15 protein-coding genes are annotated in these 14,146 nt (G+C 75.4%); 7 read left to right on the forward strand and 8 right to left on the reverse strand.

All coding sequences use genetic code 11. The features are described from left to right. Positions 1–79 precede the first annotated feature (79 nt). The 4 genes from AB0G11_RS45620 (at position 80) to AB0G11_RS45635 (ending at position 4,322) form a co-directional block, all read left to right on the forward strand. Complete coding sequence (locus tag AB0G11_RS45620) at positions 80–1,258, forward strand: cytochrome P450 (RefSeq protein ID WP_357593286.1); 1,179 nt, start codon at positions 80–82, stop codon at positions 1,256–1,258. 26 nt (positions 1,259–1,284) lie between these two features. Next, the gene (locus AB0G11_RS45625) at positions 1,285–1,878 is read left to right on the forward strand and encodes a TetR/AcrR family transcriptional regulator (protein ID WP_357593288.1); all 594 of its coding nucleotides are present in this window, start codon (positions 1,285–1,287) and stop codon (positions 1,876–1,878) included. After that, complete coding sequence (locus tag AB0G11_RS45630) at positions 1,875–2,411, forward strand: hypothetical protein (RefSeq protein WP_357593290.1); 537 nt, start codon at positions 1,875–1,877, stop codon at positions 2,409–2,411. Before AB0G11_RS45625 ends, AB0G11_RS45630 begins: the two co-directional genes overlap by 4 nt. A 66-nt stretch (positions 2,412–2,477) precedes the next feature. After that, on the forward strand, positions 2,478–4,322 hold the full coding sequence (locus tag AB0G11_RS45635) for a serine hydrolase domain-containing protein (RefSeq protein ID WP_357593292.1): 1,845 nt from the start codon (positions 2,478–2,480) through the stop codon (positions 4,320–4,322). Here AB0G11_RS45635 and AB0G11_RS45640 read toward each other — a convergent pair. The 8 genes from AB0G11_RS45640 to AB0G11_RS45675 all read right to left on the reverse strand — a co-directional run bounded on the left by AB0G11_RS45640 (position 4,307) and on the right by AB0G11_RS45675 (position 11,303). Beyond that, a complete protein-coding gene (locus AB0G11_RS45640; RefSeq protein ID WP_357593294.1) occupies positions 4,307–5,503 on the reverse strand; it encodes an NAD(P)/FAD-dependent oxidoreductase in 1,197 nt (398 codons plus the stop codon). The two genes, AB0G11_RS45635 and AB0G11_RS45640, sit on opposite strands and share 16 nt — an antisense overlap. After that, positions 5,500–6,090, reverse strand: coding sequence for a PadR family transcriptional regulator (locus tag AB0G11_RS45645; protein WP_219517581.1), 591 nt, complete (start codon positions 6,088–6,090; stop codon positions 5,500–5,502). Before AB0G11_RS45645 ends, AB0G11_RS45640 begins: the two co-directional genes overlap by 4 nt. Positions 6,091–6,141: 51 nt before the next feature. After that, positions 6,142–6,642, reverse strand: a complete 501-nt coding sequence (locus AB0G11_RS45650) for a ricin-type beta-trefoil lectin domain protein (protein ID WP_219517583.1) — start codon at positions 6,640–6,642, stop codon at positions 6,142–6,144. 11 nt (positions 6,643–6,653) lie between these two features. Next, positions 6,654–7,256 carry a TetR/AcrR family transcriptional regulator gene (locus AB0G11_RS45655; protein ID WP_357593296.1) on the reverse strand — a complete coding sequence of 201 codons (603 nt, stop codon included), beginning with the start codon at positions 7,254–7,256 and terminating at the stop codon, positions 6,654–6,656. A gap of 18 nt (positions 7,257–7,274) precedes the next feature. Next, on the reverse strand, positions 7,275–8,054 hold the full coding sequence (locus AB0G11_RS45660) for a metalloregulator ArsR/SmtB family transcription factor (protein WP_357593298.1): 780 nt from the start codon (positions 8,052–8,054) through the stop codon (positions 7,275–7,277). A 77-nt stretch (positions 8,055–8,131) separates the two neighbouring features. After that, positions 8,132–8,869, reverse strand: a complete 738-nt coding sequence (locus AB0G11_RS45665; protein WP_357593300.1) for an ABC transporter permease — start codon at positions 8,867–8,869, stop codon at positions 8,132–8,134. Continuing rightward, entirely contained in the window at positions 8,866–10,389 is a 1,524-nt protein-coding gene (locus AB0G11_RS45670) for a hypothetical protein (protein WP_357593302.1), read from the reverse strand. Before AB0G11_RS45670 ends, AB0G11_RS45665 begins: the two co-directional genes overlap by 4 nt. Then, entirely contained in the window at positions 10,386–11,303 is a 918-nt protein-coding gene (locus AB0G11_RS45675; RefSeq protein ID WP_357593304.1) for an ATP-binding cassette domain-containing protein, read from the reverse strand. Before AB0G11_RS45675 ends, AB0G11_RS45670 begins: the two co-directional genes overlap by 4 nt. 136 nt (positions 11,304–11,439) lie before the next feature. On the opposite strand from AB0G11_RS45675, the gene AB0G11_RS45680 reads away from it, so the two are divergent. The 3 genes from AB0G11_RS45680 to AB0G11_RS45690 all read left to right on the forward strand — a co-directional run bounded on the left by AB0G11_RS45680 (position 11,440) and on the right by AB0G11_RS45690 (position 13,988). Continuing rightward, on the forward strand, positions 11,440–12,738 hold the full coding sequence (locus tag AB0G11_RS45680; RefSeq protein WP_357593306.1) for a sensor histidine kinase: 1,299 nt from the start codon (positions 11,440–11,442) through the stop codon (positions 12,736–12,738). Then, positions 12,735–13,388, forward strand: a complete 654-nt coding sequence (locus AB0G11_RS45685) for a response regulator transcription factor (protein ID WP_357593308.1) — start codon at positions 12,735–12,737, stop codon at positions 13,386–13,388. Before AB0G11_RS45680 ends, AB0G11_RS45685 begins: the two co-directional genes overlap by 4 nt. 87 nt (positions 13,389–13,475) lie before the next feature. Continuing rightward, a complete protein-coding gene (locus AB0G11_RS45690; RefSeq protein WP_357593310.1) occupies positions 13,476–13,988 on the forward strand; it encodes a snapalysin family zinc-dependent metalloprotease in 513 nt (170 codons plus the stop codon). Positions 13,989–14,146 lie beyond the last annotated feature (158 nt).

The raw sequence follows: 14,146 nt of genomic DNA on the forward strand, positions 1-14,146 counted from the left end.
CGGCGGGTTGACCTTGACGCTGCGTCAACGAGTTCACTGATGCCGACCCCCGCGCAACCATCACGAGGAGTGACTTCGCATGCGACCGACCCTGCCGTTCGAACGGCCCCGTCCGCTGGCGCCGCCGCCGGAGTACGCGCGGCTGCGGGCCGAGGCGCCCGTCGCGCCCGTGCTCGCCCCCGACGGCCGGCCCGCCTGGCTCGTCACCTCGTACGACGCGGCGGCGACGGTGCTGGGCGACCGCCGGTTCGGGCTCGCGCCGGCCGGTGAGGCGCAGCCGGGCAACGACACGCTGTTCCAGGACGGCGAGGCGCACGCCCGGCTGCGCCGCCTGGTGGCGAAGGCGTTCGCCCCCCGCACGCTCACCGCGCTGCGGCCCCGGGTCGGGAAGCTGGCCGGGGAGCTCGTGGCGGCGATGACCGGCCCGCGCGCCGACCTGGTCGAGGACCTGGCCACGCCGCTGTCGATCGGCGTCATCGGCGAGCTGCTGGGCGTGCGCGCCGCCGAGCGGGACCGCTTCCGCGCGCTGGCCGACGCGGCGGGCGAGGCCGACTTCTTCTTCGGCGGGGAGGAGGAGGTGGCCGCGGCGGCGCGGGCGTGGGAGGCGCTGGGTGCGTACGCGGCCGAGCTGGTGGAGGCGCGGCGGCGCGACCCCGGCGACGACCTGCTCAGCACGCTCGTCGGCGTGCGGGACGCCGATGACGGGCGGCTGGGGGACGCCGAGCTGGTCGCGATGGTCACCACGATCGTGTCGGGCGGCTACGTGTCGGCCCGCAACGCGATCGCCGTCGCCGCGCTGCGCCTGCTCGCCGAGGACCGCCTCGCCGACGCCGCAGGACCCGCCGGGGCGCCGGACGCTGTCGTGGACGAGGTGCTGCGGATGCAGTCGGGGCTGACCGGTGAGCCGTTCCCCCGCTACGCCCACGAGGACGTCACGCTGGCCGGGACCCGGATCGCGGCCGGTGACCTGGTGCTCGTCCGGCTGGAGGCCGCGCACCGGGACCCGGCGCACTTCCCGGACCCGGACCGGTTCCTGCCGGGCAGACGGTCGAGCCCGCTGCTGGTGTTCGGCCACGGCGCGCACTACTGCCTGGGCGCGGTCCCGGCCCGCGCCCAGGTCGCCGCCGCCCTGGACGCGCTCGCCCGGCAGCGGCCCGGCCTGCGCCTGGACGGGCCGGTGGAGGCGATCGAGTGGATCGAGACGGGCCCCGACCTCGGGCCGAAGGCCGTGCCCGTCGTCCTCCACGAGTTTGACTGACTGGTCATTCATAATAAGCTGGCGGCATGGCACCGAAGAGAGTCGACCATGACGCGCGCCGCGAGGAGATCCTCGCCGCCGCCGTCCGGGTCTTCGCCCGCAAGGGCTTCGCCGCGACCCGCATCGAGGACGTCGCCGCCGAGGCAGGCATCGCCAAGGGCAGCGTCTACCTGTCCTTCGACAGCCGGGAGGCGATCCTCGAAGCCGCCTTCGCGGCCCTGAACACCGCCTGGCAGGACATCCTGCGCCAGGCCCGCGAGGGCGGCGGCGACCCCCTCGACCGGCTCGCCGCCCTGGTGCGCTCGGTCGTCGAGGTGGCCTCCCGCGAGCCGGAGCTGAGCCGGGTGCTGCTCGACCTGTGGGCGCTCGGCCGCGGCGACCCCGCCGCCCCGCTGGACATGGCCGGGCCCTACGACGACTACCGCGCCGCCGTCGCCGGCCTGCTCGCGGAGGCGGCCGGGCAGGGGCTGGTACGGCCCGGCACGGGGGAGAGGGAGGCCACGGTCGTCGTCGGCGCCGTCGAGGGCTGCCTGCTTCAGTGGATCATCGACCCGCGCCTGCCGATCGGCGACCTGGCCGGCCCGGTCGTCGCCGTGTGCCTCGACGGGCTGCGCGCATGACCGCGGGGGAGCCGCGCGGCCTCGGCAGCCGCGTCAACGGCCTGCTCGTCGCGCCGGGCGCCACCGGCGCCGAGTCGCTGCTCGCCTACACCGCCGCGCTCACCGGCACGCTCGTCGCGGTGTGGAAGGCCGACGGGCTGCCCGCGCTCGCCGTCGTGGTGATCGCCGTGCTGGCCTTCGACCTGTTCGGCGGCGCGACGGTCAACGCGACCGCCGCCGCCAAACGCCGCTTCCACGGCCCCGGCCGCACCCGGCGTCACCACCTGGCGTTCGTCGCCCTGCACGGGCAGCCGTTCCTGCTCGCGCTGACCGTGCCCGGCGTCGGCTGGGGCGGGGCGGCGCTGGTGTACGGCCTGGCCCTGGCCGGGGCGGTCGCCGCGCTGGCCGTCCCGGCGGACCTGCGGCGGCCGGTGGCGTACGCGGCCACGGTCCTGGCCATCGCCGTCTCCTGCGCCGCCATGCCGGTCGCGCTGGCCTGGTTCGCCCCGGTGCTGTTCGTCAAGCTGCTGCTCGCGCACCTGCTCCCCGAGTGAGATCACGGCAGGGCCCCGAGTAGGGCAAGATTGATCCCTTTCTTGCGCACGACTTGAGGAGCCAGCATGGACCGCAGACGCTTTCTCACGCTGACCGGCGCCGCCGGGGCCGCCGCCGTGGGGCTCGCCCGGCCGGCGCACGCCGCCGCCGCGTACCCGTACTTCAACCGGCGCGTCCCCGACGCCGCGCACACCAAGATGGGCGAGCTGGCCCGCTACGGCATCGCCACCTTCGCCTTCACCCCGTCCAACGGCTGGGTCATGGTCACCCGCGACGGCCGCTACGCCGCGGCCGGGGTGCCGTCGGAGTGTTTCGCCGAGCTCAAGAAGCTGCTCGCGGCGGGCAGGAAGGTGCACTGCGTGGCCTTCCCGCCCGAGGGCGGCAACCGGTGGCTGATCACCACCGACACCGGGGTGACCGCGCGCAACGTGCCCGAGGAGTGCTACCAGCGCGTCCTCGCCTACTACAAGGCCGGTCAGCAGGTCGTGCACGTCGCCTTCCCGCCCGCCGGAGGCAACCGGTGGGTGGTGGTCGGCACCAAGGACGCCTTCTCGCGCGGCATCGACGACGAGTGCTACCAGATGATGCGCAACCTGACCCAGGGCGGCCGGCGGATCACCCGGGTGGCGTTCCCGTACACCGGCGGGTGGGTGGTCGTCGCGCAGGACGAGTTCCACGTGCGCGGCATCGACGACGAGTGCTTCAAGGAGATGAACGACCTGGCCGCCGGCGGCTGGGAGGTGCACAACATAGCCTTCTCGCCGGTCGGCGACGGCTGGTCGCTGTGCTCGCGCGGCCAGGCCCCCGCGCTGCCCGCCGACCCGGTGCGCAAGGTGGAGAACTCGGTGCGCGGCGCCACCATCTGGCAGCGGATGCGCGACTACGGCACGCCCGGCGTGGCGATCGCGGTGGTGATCGGCAACCGGGTCGCCTGGTCCACCGGCTACGGGTGGCTGGAGGCGGGCGGCGGCGCGGCCACGCACCCGGAGTCGGCCTTCCAGGCGGCCTCCATCAGCAAGGCCGTCGCCTCGGTCGGCGTGCTGCGGCTGTCCCAGACGCTCGGCCTGCCGCTGTCGGGCGACGTGCGGCCGCATCTGGGCTGGACGCTGCCGCGCCGCGCGTGCGTGCCGGAGGGCTCGGCGCCGACGATCGACCGCCTGCTCACCCACCGGGGCGGCGTCATCGGGCGCGGCTCCACCTCGCCCGCCGAGGCGTGCTCGGGCTTCGCGGCCGGGGGCGGCGGCTTCGCCGGCTACGGGCCGGGCGTGAGCGTGCCCTCGCTGCTGCAGGTCATGAACGGCGAGGGCAACTCGCCCAGGATCGAGCTCACCACCGAGCCGGGCGCCGAATATCACTATTCGGGCGCCGGGTTCGTGCTGCTCCAGCGGATGATCGAGGAGAAGACCGGCCAGTCGCTGGACGCGTACATGACGCGCGAGGTGTTCGGCCCGCTCGGCATGAAGACCAGCTCGTACGCGCTGTCGCCCGCCTTCGAGCTGGCCTCCGGGCACACCTCGACGGGCGCGGTGATCCCCGGCAGGCGCAACCGCTACCCGGAGTCGGCCGCTGCCGGGCTCTACACCTCCGTCCTGGACCTGGGCCGCCTGATGGCGTGGCTCAACCGGGCGTGGAGCGCCACCGGCGACATCGCCGGCCCGCTCACCAGGGCCTCCGCGCGCACGCTGCTCACGCCCGGCCCTCAGCCGGACATGGGCCGCGGCCTGTTCCTCGCCAACCGGGGGACGCGCGACTTCTCCTACACCCACGACGGCTCCAACTACGGGTTCAAGTCCGTGTTCAGGGGCTATCCGGAGCTCGGCGCGGGCTACGCGATCCTGGTGAACGGCAACCAGTCCGGCCTGGTGAACGAGATCGCCGCGGCCGTCAGGTCCGTCTACGGCTGGGCCTGACCGACCGGCTCGGCCCAGTCGATCACGTACCGCTGCTCGGGGCCGACGGCGCGCTCGGGCGCCATGACGGTGCGCATCGCGAGCGGCATCAGGATCGGCATCAGCGCCCGCGCCACCGGCCCGGGAGCCTTGGCGTGGTTGATGCGCGAGGCGCGCGCCGCGACCCGCTCGACGCGGGGGCGGCGCAGCCGCTCGTACGCCTCGAACGCGGGCCCGGGGCCGGGCAGGTCGCGCAGGCAGCGGGCGAGCTGCACGGCGCTCTCGACGGCGAGCGAGGCGCCCTGGCCGGAGCTGTTGGACGGCGCGTGCGCGGCGTCGCCGACCAGCGCCATCCGGCCCCGGTGCCAGCGCGGCAGGCTCGGCATGATCTTCAGCGAGCCGAGGACCTGGAGCCGGTCGGGGCTGGTGGCGCGGATCAGCTCGGCGCCGGGGTCGTCGCCCACGTGGACCTCGGCCAGGACGCGCAGCCACTCGGCGGCGGGGACGGCGCGGGCCTCGGCCGGGCTCCAGGGCCGGTCCTGGGGCAGGTTGGCGCCCCACTCGGTGCCGCCGCCGGGGTGGCGGCGGTAGAGGTAGAAGCCGCGTCTGCCGAAGGCGTAGACGATGGTGCCGGGGTCCTCGGGCACCTCCACGTCGGCGATCGACTCGAAGCCGAGCAGCCCGGTGTGGAGGGGGCCGGGCGCGGCCGGGTCGATCAGCGTGCGGACGGTGGAGTTGACGCCGTCGGCCCCCACGAGGATGTCGGCGCTCGCCGTGGAGCCGTCGGCGAAGCGGGCCACGACGCCGGGGCCGGGCTCGTCCACGGACACCAGGCGGCGGCCGTGCTCGATCCGCACGCCCTCGGCCCTCGCCCGCTCGTGCAGCGCCCGGTGCAGGTCGGCGCGCCACAGCAGGCGTAAGGAGGGCACGCCGGGCAGCGCGGGGATCTCCATCCGGCGGCGCCCGAAGGCCATGACCATGCCCGGCATCGGCCGGGAGACGGCGAGCACCGCGTCCTCGGCGCCGACGGCGCGCAGCGCGGCCAGGCCGTTCGGCGCGATCGCCAGCGAGCCGCCCACCCCGTCGGCCGTGGTGGGATAGGCCTCGTACACGGCCGCGTCGATGCCGGCCCGGCGCAGCGCGATCGCCGCGACGGGCCCGGCGACGCCGCCGCCGATCACGATCGCCGTCCTGACGGTCATGTCCGCGCCTCCGTGAACTCCTGCCAGGCCCGGACGTAGGCCGGGTCGCTGAGCGATGCGACGAGCTCGGTGACGAAACGCCGTTCGGCCTCCAGCAGGGCCAGCCGGTAGCGCTCCTCGGCCAGGAACACCCACAGCACGCCGTCGCCGGCCGCGGCGGCGAGCACGCCCTCGACCTCGGCCACCTGCTCGTCCAGCGTGGCCAGGCGGCGGCCGAGCAGGGCGGCGGCCTCGGCCGGGTCGAGCACCGACAGCAGCGACAGGGCGACCCCGAAGTGCGGATACTCCTCGCGTGGCTGGGCGACCAGCTCGCCCAGCCACGTGTGCAGCTCCTCCCGGCCCTCGGGGGTGATGCCGTAGATGGTGCGCTCGGGCCGCTGGGTGTCGCGCACGGTCTCCCGCTCGGCGACGAACCCGGCCTTGCGCAGCTGCTCCACGACCATGTAGAGGGAGCCCCGGTTGTACTTGATGTTGCGGTCCTTGCCGTGCTCCTTGAGCCGGCGCCCCAGCTCGTACGGGTGCATCGGCTCGGCCGTCAGGTAGGCGAGCACGGCCAGGGCCAGCGGGTTGGCCACCTTGCGCGGCATCCGGGAACTCCCTCAGTTAGTCGGTTTCGACTAGTCGATACCGACTATAACTCAGGAGTCGAGTACCCACAGCTGGTTGGTGCTGGAGGAATTGCAGCGATCGGCGAAGACGGCGTGGGTGAACCCGGAGCGCCCCTCCATCAGGCACCGGTCCTTCAGGTGCTTCCAGCGCAGGAGCTGCCAGTCGCCGCCCATCCGCTCCCGGACCAGGCGGACGGTGAAGCGCTGCCGCTTGTTCCCGGCCTGGCAGCGGCGCGCCAGGACGGCGTCACGTGCCGGGGCGTCGGCGCAGGCGCGGGAGGCGCCGAGGCTGACGAACTGGCCGTGCTTGGTGCGCCGCCAGCGCAGCGCCTTGGCGTACGGGTCGCAGGACCAGGTGTGCAGCAGGTGGCCGAGCTTACGCACGGTGCGGTCCTTGCCGACGCCCAGGCACCCGCCCGACGAGACGTTGCGGATCATGAACCCGCGCTCCGCCGCCGCGGCGGGGGCGGCCGGGAGGAGCGTGGCGACGAGCGTGACGGCGGTGACGGCGATCCCTAATCGTCTGATCATGGCCCGGGATGCTAGCCGGGCGTGAAGACCCGGCCAAGCTGCCGGTCGACGAGCGCGACGGCCTCCTCCGGCGTGCGCTGGCCGAGCAGCACCCGCGACATCAGGCCCTCGGCCCCCGCCACCAGGAACGCCGCCTCCGCCTCGACGTCGACGTCCGGGCGCACCTCGCCGCTCTCCAGCCCGCGCGCCAGCAGCCCGGCGACGAGGCCCTCCAGGGCGAGCGGGGCGTCGTGGGCCACCGCGGCGAGCGCCGGATCGGCCAGGAACCGGACGAAGTACGCCACGTACACCAGGTGCCGGTTGCGGCGCTCCTCGTCGAGCGGCAGCAGCTCCATGAGCACGCCGCGCACCAGCGCCCGCGTGCCGGGCTCGTCGCCGAGCAGCTCCAGCCGCCGCCGGGCCCGCTCCTCCGCGTCGGCGTTGAGGATCTCCAGGGCGCCGAGCAGGAGCTGGTCGCGGGTGCCGAAGTAGTACTGCAGCAGCCTGGCCGAGACCCCGGCCTCGGTGGCGACCTGCCTCAGCGTGACGTCCTCCAGGCCGCCCCGGGTGGCCAGCCGCCACACGGCCTCGGCGATCTGGCGTCGGCGCAGGTCAGGGTCCGCCTGTCGGGGCATGGTGCGACCGTACCATGATCAGGCGGGCAGGGTCTCGCCGGTCTCCAGCAGCGTCTTCATGCTCGACAGCAGGGCCGGCCAGCCCTCGGAGACCATGTCGCGCAGCGTGCTGCCGGGGTCGAAGCCGTCGTGCACGACGGTCAGCCTGACCGTGTCGCCGTGCGGTTCCAGGTCGAACGTGACCTTCGTCCGGCCCTCCGCGGTGAGCCGGGCGAGCGTCTCGGGGCTCACCCCGGCGGCCTCGGCCCACTCCGGGGTGAAGGTGTGCCAGGTGTAGGACAGGCGGCGGCCGGGCTCGGACTCCAGCACGACCTGCTCCGGGTGCGCGGTCCTGCGGCCGTTCTCGTCCCAGGTCATGGGGGAGCCGGGCGTCCAGTCGGTGTCGAAGGAGACGCCCCAGTAGCGGCGGGTGAAGGCGGGGTCGGTCAGCGCCTGCCACAGGCGCTCGGGCGTGGTCCTGATGTAGGTGGTGTAGACGAAGGCGTTCATGGCGCTCTGCTCCAGTGTGGTGCGCAGGTCGTGCAGCGCCTGTGCGCGCTGCCGGTCGTAGCGGCCGATCCACCGCTCGGCGATGGCGTTGATCGGCGCGGCGTCGAGGTAGTGCAGCTTCTCCCTGCCGCGCCGGATGGTGGTCACCAGGTGGGCGGCCTCCAGCACGGCCAGGTGCTTGCTGACGGACTGGCGGGCCATGTCGAGCCCGGCGCACAGCTCGCGCAGGCTCTGCCCGTTGCGCGCGTTGAGGCTGTCGAGCAGCCTGCGGCGGCTCGGGTCGGCCAGCGCCCGGAACACCTCGTCCATCCGCACTCCCCATGACATGCAGCCATCTGGCTGCCTTTCGAGGATAGGCAGCCGGACGGCTGCATGTCAAAGGGTCCCTACGCGTCCCTGCGCCGCAGCAGCAGCCCGCCGGCGCCGAGCGCGCCCGCCGCCCAGAGGGCGAGCACCGCCAGCCCCTCCCAGGGGCCGAGCGGCAGCCCCGCCGGCTCGGCGACCTGCACCGTCAGCCCGGCGTTCATCGGCGACACCCGGTAGAGCAGCCGCTGCCAGCCGGCGTCCCGCACCAGGAACGTCAGCAGCGCCGGCAGGTAGAGCAGCCCGAGCACCGTCCCGGCCGCGACGGCAGGATCGCGCACGGCGACGGCCACGCCCAGGCTCAGCAGCCCGGCCAGGGCCAGATAGAGCACCGACCCGGCCGCCGCCCGCAGCACCGGCCCGTCCGCGAGCGACAGCGCCTCGCCGCCCGGCAGCAGCAGCCGCGCCGCGGCCAGCGAGCCGAGCACCGCCACGCTCCCGGCGGCCAGCGTCAGCCCGCAGAGCAGCACGGCCTTGGCCGCCAGCACACCGCCCCGGCGCGGCATCGCCGTCAGCGTCGTGCGGATCATCCCGGTGCCGTACTCGCCGCCCACCGACACCACCGCCAGGATCGCCACGACCGCCTGCCCGGCCACGATCCCGGCCAGCGCGGTCCTGGCCACGTCGTACGGAGGGTCCGCCAGCGCGGCGGCCACGGCGGCGCCCACCCCGGCGGTGACCAGCACGACGGCCGCCAGCAGCCACCCGGTGCCCGGCGCCGTGCGCAGCTTGGTCCACTCGGCGCGCAGGAGCCGGCTCACGCGTCCCTCCGGCGCAGCGCCGCCACGGCCAGGCCCAGCGCGAGCGCCGCGTAGGCGGCGAGCACCGCGAGCCCGCCCCACGGCGGCAGCGGATAGTAGCCGAGCACCGGCGCGTAATGCCCGGCGACCTGCGGATACTCCATGACCGTCTGCTGGACGGCGAACCCGGCCGCCGGCGTCAGTCGCAGCAGCCAGCGGGCCGCCTCCAGCGGCAGCACCGAGACCGTCGCCAGGAAGTACGGCAGCACGATCACCGCCACGGCCACGGCGACCGCGAGCACCCCGCGCCGCAGCAGCGCCCCCAGCGCCAGCGCCAGCACGGCGGCCAGCGCCAGCAGCGCCGCGCTGCCCACCACCACCCGCGCCCCGGTCAGCAGGCTCACCGGCAGCACCCGGTTGCCGTTCGCCTCCAGGACGCGCACGCCGAGCGGCACCGTGACCGCGGCGGCGGCCAGCCCGGCGGCGAACGTGACCGTGCCGACGACGACCGCCTTGGCCGCCAGCACCCGCCCCCGCCCCGGCGCGGCGGCCAGCGTGATGCGGATCAGCCCCCCGCGGTACTCGGCGGCGACGAACCCGGCCGCCACCACGACCACCACGACCAGCCCGGCGAGCAGGCCGGTCAGCGTCTGCTCGGCCCGCATCCCGCCCTCGTCGCCGGCCGGCGCGATGTCGCCGGTGCCGGTCACCGTGAACGTGTCCCCCTGGCGGACGTGCCGGCCCGGGTGGTGCGGCGCGCCGCCGGGCCCCACGGTGACGCCGACGTCGTCGTGGCTCCACTCCCCGCCGGTCGCCGCCCCCCGCACGCCGACCTGGTCGAACGCGGCCGTCGCCTCGGTGAAGCGCTGCGCCGCGACCGTCCCGCCGAGCACGTCCTGCGAGAACGTCAGGTCGCCCGGCGAGGTGACGAACAGCCCGATGCGCACCGACTCCGGCAGCCCGGCCAGCGTGGCCGTGCCCACCTCGGCCCACGTCCGGCCGTCCGGCGACTCGAACCCGGTGAGCTCGTCACCCGAGCGCACCAGCCGCAGCCACACCGGCGCGGACGCCGCCGTCCCGGCCCTGTCCTCGGTGAAGCCGTGCTGCATGCGCACGCCGTGCCCGCCGGTGACCATGACGGCGGCGTACGCGGCGCCCTGCCTGGTGCCGTCCTTGACCATGACGCCCGCCTTCGCCCACGGGACGACGCCGGGCACGAGGTTGGTGACGCCCGGCCGCTCGTCCGGCTTGCGGATCCGCCCGGTCATCGACGCGACCCTGGCCGTGATGGCGCCGTCGCCGTCGAGACGCTGGTGGACGAAGAAGAACCGGTCGGTCACCGCCTCGCCGCCCGGCCCCACCGGCGGCGCGGGACAGGCCACCTCGACCGCGCCCATGCCGCACGACGCATGGCTGCCCGCCGCGGCCTGCAACCCCAGCCCGGCGGTCAGCGCCACGGCCGCCACCAGGCCGAGCACCCAGCCGCGCACGGTCCTGAACTTGGTCCACTCCGCGCGCACCAGCCGCCGGAACCCGCTCATCGCGCCACCCCCCGGAACTCCACGGCGTCGCGGGTCAGGTCCATGTACGCCTCCTCCAGCGTGGCGCGGTGCGCGCTCACTTCGGCGAAGGGCACCCCGTCCCGGGTCAGCAGCTCCACCACCCGCTCGGCCGCCAGCCCACCGGCGGTCAGCGTGTCCCGGCCCGTCGCGGCCACCGTCGCGCCCGCCCGCGCCAGCGTCTCCATCGCCTCCGCCCGCGCCCGCGTCCGCAGCGTCACCCGGCCGCCGGAAGCCGCCTCGATCAGGTCCGCCACGCTCGTGTCGGCCACCACCCGCCCCCGGCCCGCTACCACGAGATGGCCGGCCGTGTCCTCCAGCTCGCTCATCAGGTGGCTCGACACCAGCACCGCCCGCCCCTCGGCGGCCAGCGACCGCAGCAGGCCGCGCATCCACACGATCCCGTCCGGGTCCAGCCCGTTGAACGGCTCGTCCAGCATGAGCACCGGCGGGTCGCCCAGCAGCGCCGCCGCGATGCCGAGGCGCTGCCGCATCCCCAGCGAGAACCCGCCGGCCCGCCGCCGCGCCACCGCCGCCAGCCCGGCCAGCTCCAGCACCTCGTCCACCCGCCGCCCCGCGAACCCCTGCGAGTGAGCCAGCCACAGCAGGTGGTTGCGCGCGGTCCGGCCCGGCTGCGGCGCCGCCCCGTCCAGCAGCGCGCCGACGTGCGCGAGCGGCGTGCGCAGACTGCGGTACGGCCGGCCGCCCACCAGCGCCGTGCCCGCGTCGGCGGCGTCCAGGCCGAGCACCACCCGCATCGTGGTGGACTTGCCCGCACCGTTGGGCCCGACGAACCCGGTGACCCGCCCCGGCGTCACCGTGAACGACATCCCGTCCAGCGCCGGCACCTCGCCGAACCGCTTGCGCAGCCCGGCCACTTCGATCGTTGCCTCCATGTCCGGGAACCCTAGGGGCGACCACCCCCCCGGTCGTCACGGCGCCGAGCCATCTCGCAGGTCACGGGCGCGAGCGACGCGGCATCCCTCCTGGGAGGGATGCCGGGACGCCGGCGGGCGGGAACAATGGGCACCTGTGAAACCAGGGGAGGTCCGGCAGCGGTGGCGGCGGCTGCTCGCCGCGAGCCCGCACACGCCGGCCCTGCCGACAGCCCGGCCGGCGCTGCTGCCGGCGCTGCTGATGTCACTGGTGGTGGCGCTCGCGGTCGCCGAGTCGCTGGCGCACGCCGGTGACGCGCCGCTGAGCGGCCATCCGATGGGCGTCCCGGCCCTGGGCCTGCCACCGGGGGAGCCCGGGCCGGCCGGGCAGGGGCCGGGCGGGCGGCCGCTCGCGTTCGTCGGTCACGCGCTGCTGGCGCTCGCCACCACGCTGCCCGCCGGGCTGCTCCGGGCCCGCCCCCTGGCCGCCGCCGCGCTGGTCACCCCGGCCACCGTCGTATCCCTGGCCGCCTTCCAGACCCTCACGATCGCGGGCGCCGCCGCCCAGCTCGTCACCGCCTACCGGCTCGGCCGGGCCGGTCCCGCGCGGGACCGGCCGTGGGCGCCGCTCGTGCTCGCCGGCGTGCCGTTCCCGCTGCTGGCGCTGGCCGGCCACCTGGGCGGCGGGACGGGCACGTACGCGGGGACGCTCACCATCGCGCTGGCCGCGCTCGTCCCGGCGACGCTCGCGGCCGGCGCGGTCCGGCACGCCGCGCGCGTCACCGCCGCGCACGAGGAGCTGGCGGGCACGCTGCTGGAGCACACCGCGCGCGGCGAGCGCGCCCGGATAGCCCGCGAGCTGCACGACGTCGTCGCCCACCACATCTCCATGGTGAGCGTCCAGGCCGAGACCGCCCGCCTCACCACCCCAGGGCTGCCCGCCGCCGGCGCCGAACGGCTGACCGCCATCGGCGACACCGCCCGCGCCGCCCTCACCGAGATGCGGCGGCTACTCGGCGTGCTGCGCGAGGACGCCGGCGGCGAGCCGGGGGAGCGGCGTCCTCAGCCGGGGCTGCGCCTCGGCGAGCTCAACGCGCTGGTCGACGAGGCGCGCGAGGCCGCCGGCAGCGCCACCCGGCTCATCCTCACCGGACCGCCCGTCCCGCTCGACCCGGGGGTGGAGCTCGCCGCGTACCGGATCGTCCAGGAGGCGCTCACCAACGCGCGCAGGCACGCGCCCGGCGCGGCCGTCGACGTGGAGCTGCACTACGGCGGCGGCCTGCTGCGGGTGCGCGTCCGCGACAACGGCCCCGGCGGCCCCGGCTCTTCCGGTGGCGGGCACGGGCTGACGGGGATGCGGGAGCGGGCGGCCGCCGTCGGCGGCGAGCTGCGGGCCGGGCCCGGGCCGGGTGGCGGGTTCATGGTCGAGGCGACGCTGCCGGGGGCCGCCGCATGATCCGCGTCGTCGTCGCCGACGACCACCTCGTCGTGCGCACCGGGTTCGCCGAGCTGCTCGGCACCCAGCCCGACTTCGCCGTCGTCGCCACCGCCGCCGACGGCGCCGAGGCGGTGCGCGCCTGCCGCGAGCACGCGGCTGACGTCGTGCTCATGGACGTGCGCATGCCGGGCACCGACGGCATCGAGGCCACCCGCCGCCTGGCAGGGGAGGGCGGGCCGCGCGTGCTCATCCTGACGACGTTCGACCTGGACGAGTACGTCTACGACGCGCTGCGGGCGGGAGCCAGCGGCTTCCTGCTGAAGGACGTGACCGCCGAGCGGCTGTTCGACGCGGTCCGGGTCGTCGCGGCCGGTGAGGCGCTGCTGGCCCCGGCCGTGACGCGCCGGCTCATCGACGAGTTCGCCCGCCAGCGTCCCGGGCGGCCCGTCGGCTCCCTGGCCGGGCTCACCCCGCGGGAGACCGAGGTGCTGCGCCTGGTCGCGGAGGGGCTGTCCAATCCGGAGATCGCCTCCCGGCTGACGATCACCGAGGAGACGGTCAAGACCCATGTGAGCCGGGTGCTCGGCAAGCTCGGCCTGCGTGACCGCACCCAGGCCGTGGTGGCCGCCTACGAGTCGGGCCTGGTCGTCCCACGCGCACGGCCATAACACCGTAATAGGGGCAAATTGCGTCGTCGCGCGGGCGGCCTCCCCCGCATACCGTGACAGCACTCCCCAACTCTCAGAGGAGGCTCCATGTCAAGAGCCTTACGCGCTCTGTTCGCTCTCGTCCTCGGCGTCACGGTCCTGCTCGTCAGCTCGCCCGCGCAGGCGGTCACCGTGCTCCGGTACGACGCGTCCAGGGCCGCCGAGTTCCGCGGCGTGGTCGACCAGGCCGCGCAGATCTGGAACTCCAGCGTGACCAACGTCCGGCTCGAACCCGGCACCCCCGCCCACTTCATCGTCTACGCCGACAACGGCTGGCCCCGCGCCATGCCCACCAGCCTGGGCCGAGGCTACGTCTGGATGGGCCGGCAGGCCACCGCCCAGGGCCACAACGCGCTGCGCATCGCCACCCACGAGATCGGCCACATCCTCGGCCTGCCCGACCGGCGCACCGGCCGCTGCACGGACCTGATGTCCGGCGCGAGCGCGGGCACCTCCTGCACCAACCCGTACCCGAACGCCGCCGAGAAGGCCGAGGTCAACGGCAACTTCGCCGGCGCCTCGCCGCGGGTGGAGTTCGGCCAGGTCTACGTCAACCGCTGACCTCGTCCGGATGAATCGGTGACGCCCTGTTGCGCGGCGGCGCGAACGCTGTTGCGCTGGGCGTCATGGCACGCGTTCTCCAGGCCGTCACGGCGCTCGCCGTGACGGCGGCGGGGGGCGGGCCGGCTGGGGGGGGGCGCGCCGCCGGACTGGGGGAC

It is taken from the genome of Nonomuraea sp. NPDC023979, from assembly GCF_040639085.1.
In the GTDB taxonomy this organism is placed as follows: Bacteria; Actinomycetota; Actinomycetes; order Streptosporangiales; family Streptosporangiaceae; genus Nonomuraea; species Nonomuraea ceibae.

What these genes read in the sequence shown, in the direction of transcription:
- AB0G11_RS45620 (WP_357593286.1), top strand. Translation starts at nt 80, where the DNA reads ATGCGACCGACCCTGCCGTTCGAACGGCCCCGTCCGCTGGCGCCGCCG.
- AB0G11_RS45625 (WP_357593288.1), top strand. Translation starts at nt 1,285, where the DNA reads ATGGCACCGAAGAGAGTCGACCATGACGCGCGCCGCGAGGAGATCCTC.
- AB0G11_RS45630 (WP_357593290.1), top strand. Translation starts at nt 1,875, where the DNA reads ATGACCGCGGGGGAGCCGCGCGGCCTCGGCAGCCGCGTCAACGGCCTG.
- AB0G11_RS45635 (WP_357593292.1), top strand. Translation starts at nt 2,478, where the DNA reads ATGGACCGCAGACGCTTTCTCACGCTGACCGGCGCCGCCGGGGCCGCC.
- AB0G11_RS45640 (WP_357593294.1), bottom strand. Translation starts at nt 5,503, where the DNA reads ATGACCGTCAGGACGGCGATCGTGATCGGCGGCGGCGTCGCCGGGCCC.
- AB0G11_RS45645 (WP_219517581.1), bottom strand. Translation starts at nt 6,090, where the DNA reads ATGCCGCGCAAGGTGGCCAACCCGCTGGCCCTGGCCGTGCTCGCCTAC.
- AB0G11_RS45650 (WP_219517583.1), bottom strand. Translation starts at nt 6,642, where the DNA reads ATGATCAGACGATTAGGGATCGCCGTCACCGCCGTCACGCTCGTCGCC.
- AB0G11_RS45655 (WP_357593296.1), bottom strand. Translation starts at nt 7,256, where the DNA reads ATGCCCCGACAGGCGGACCCTGACCTGCGCCGACGCCAGATCGCCGAG.
- AB0G11_RS45660 (WP_357593298.1), bottom strand. Translation starts at nt 8,054, where the DNA reads ATGGACGAGGTGTTCCGGGCGCTGGCCGACCCGAGCCGCCGCAGGCTG.
- AB0G11_RS45670 (WP_357593302.1), bottom strand. Translation starts at nt 10,389, where the DNA reads ATGAGCGGGTTCCGGCGGCTGGTGCGCGCGGAGTGGACCAAGTTCAGG.
- AB0G11_RS45675 (WP_357593304.1), bottom strand. Translation starts at nt 11,303, where the DNA reads ATGGAGGCAACGATCGAAGTGGCCGGGCTGCGCAAGCGGTTCGGCGAG.
- AB0G11_RS45685 (WP_357593308.1), top strand. Translation starts at nt 12,735, where the DNA reads ATGATCCGCGTCGTCGTCGCCGACGACCACCTCGTCGTGCGCACCGGG.
- AB0G11_RS45690 (WP_357593310.1), top strand. Translation starts at nt 13,476, where the DNA reads ATGTCAAGAGCCTTACGCGCTCTGTTCGCTCTCGTCCTCGGCGTCACG.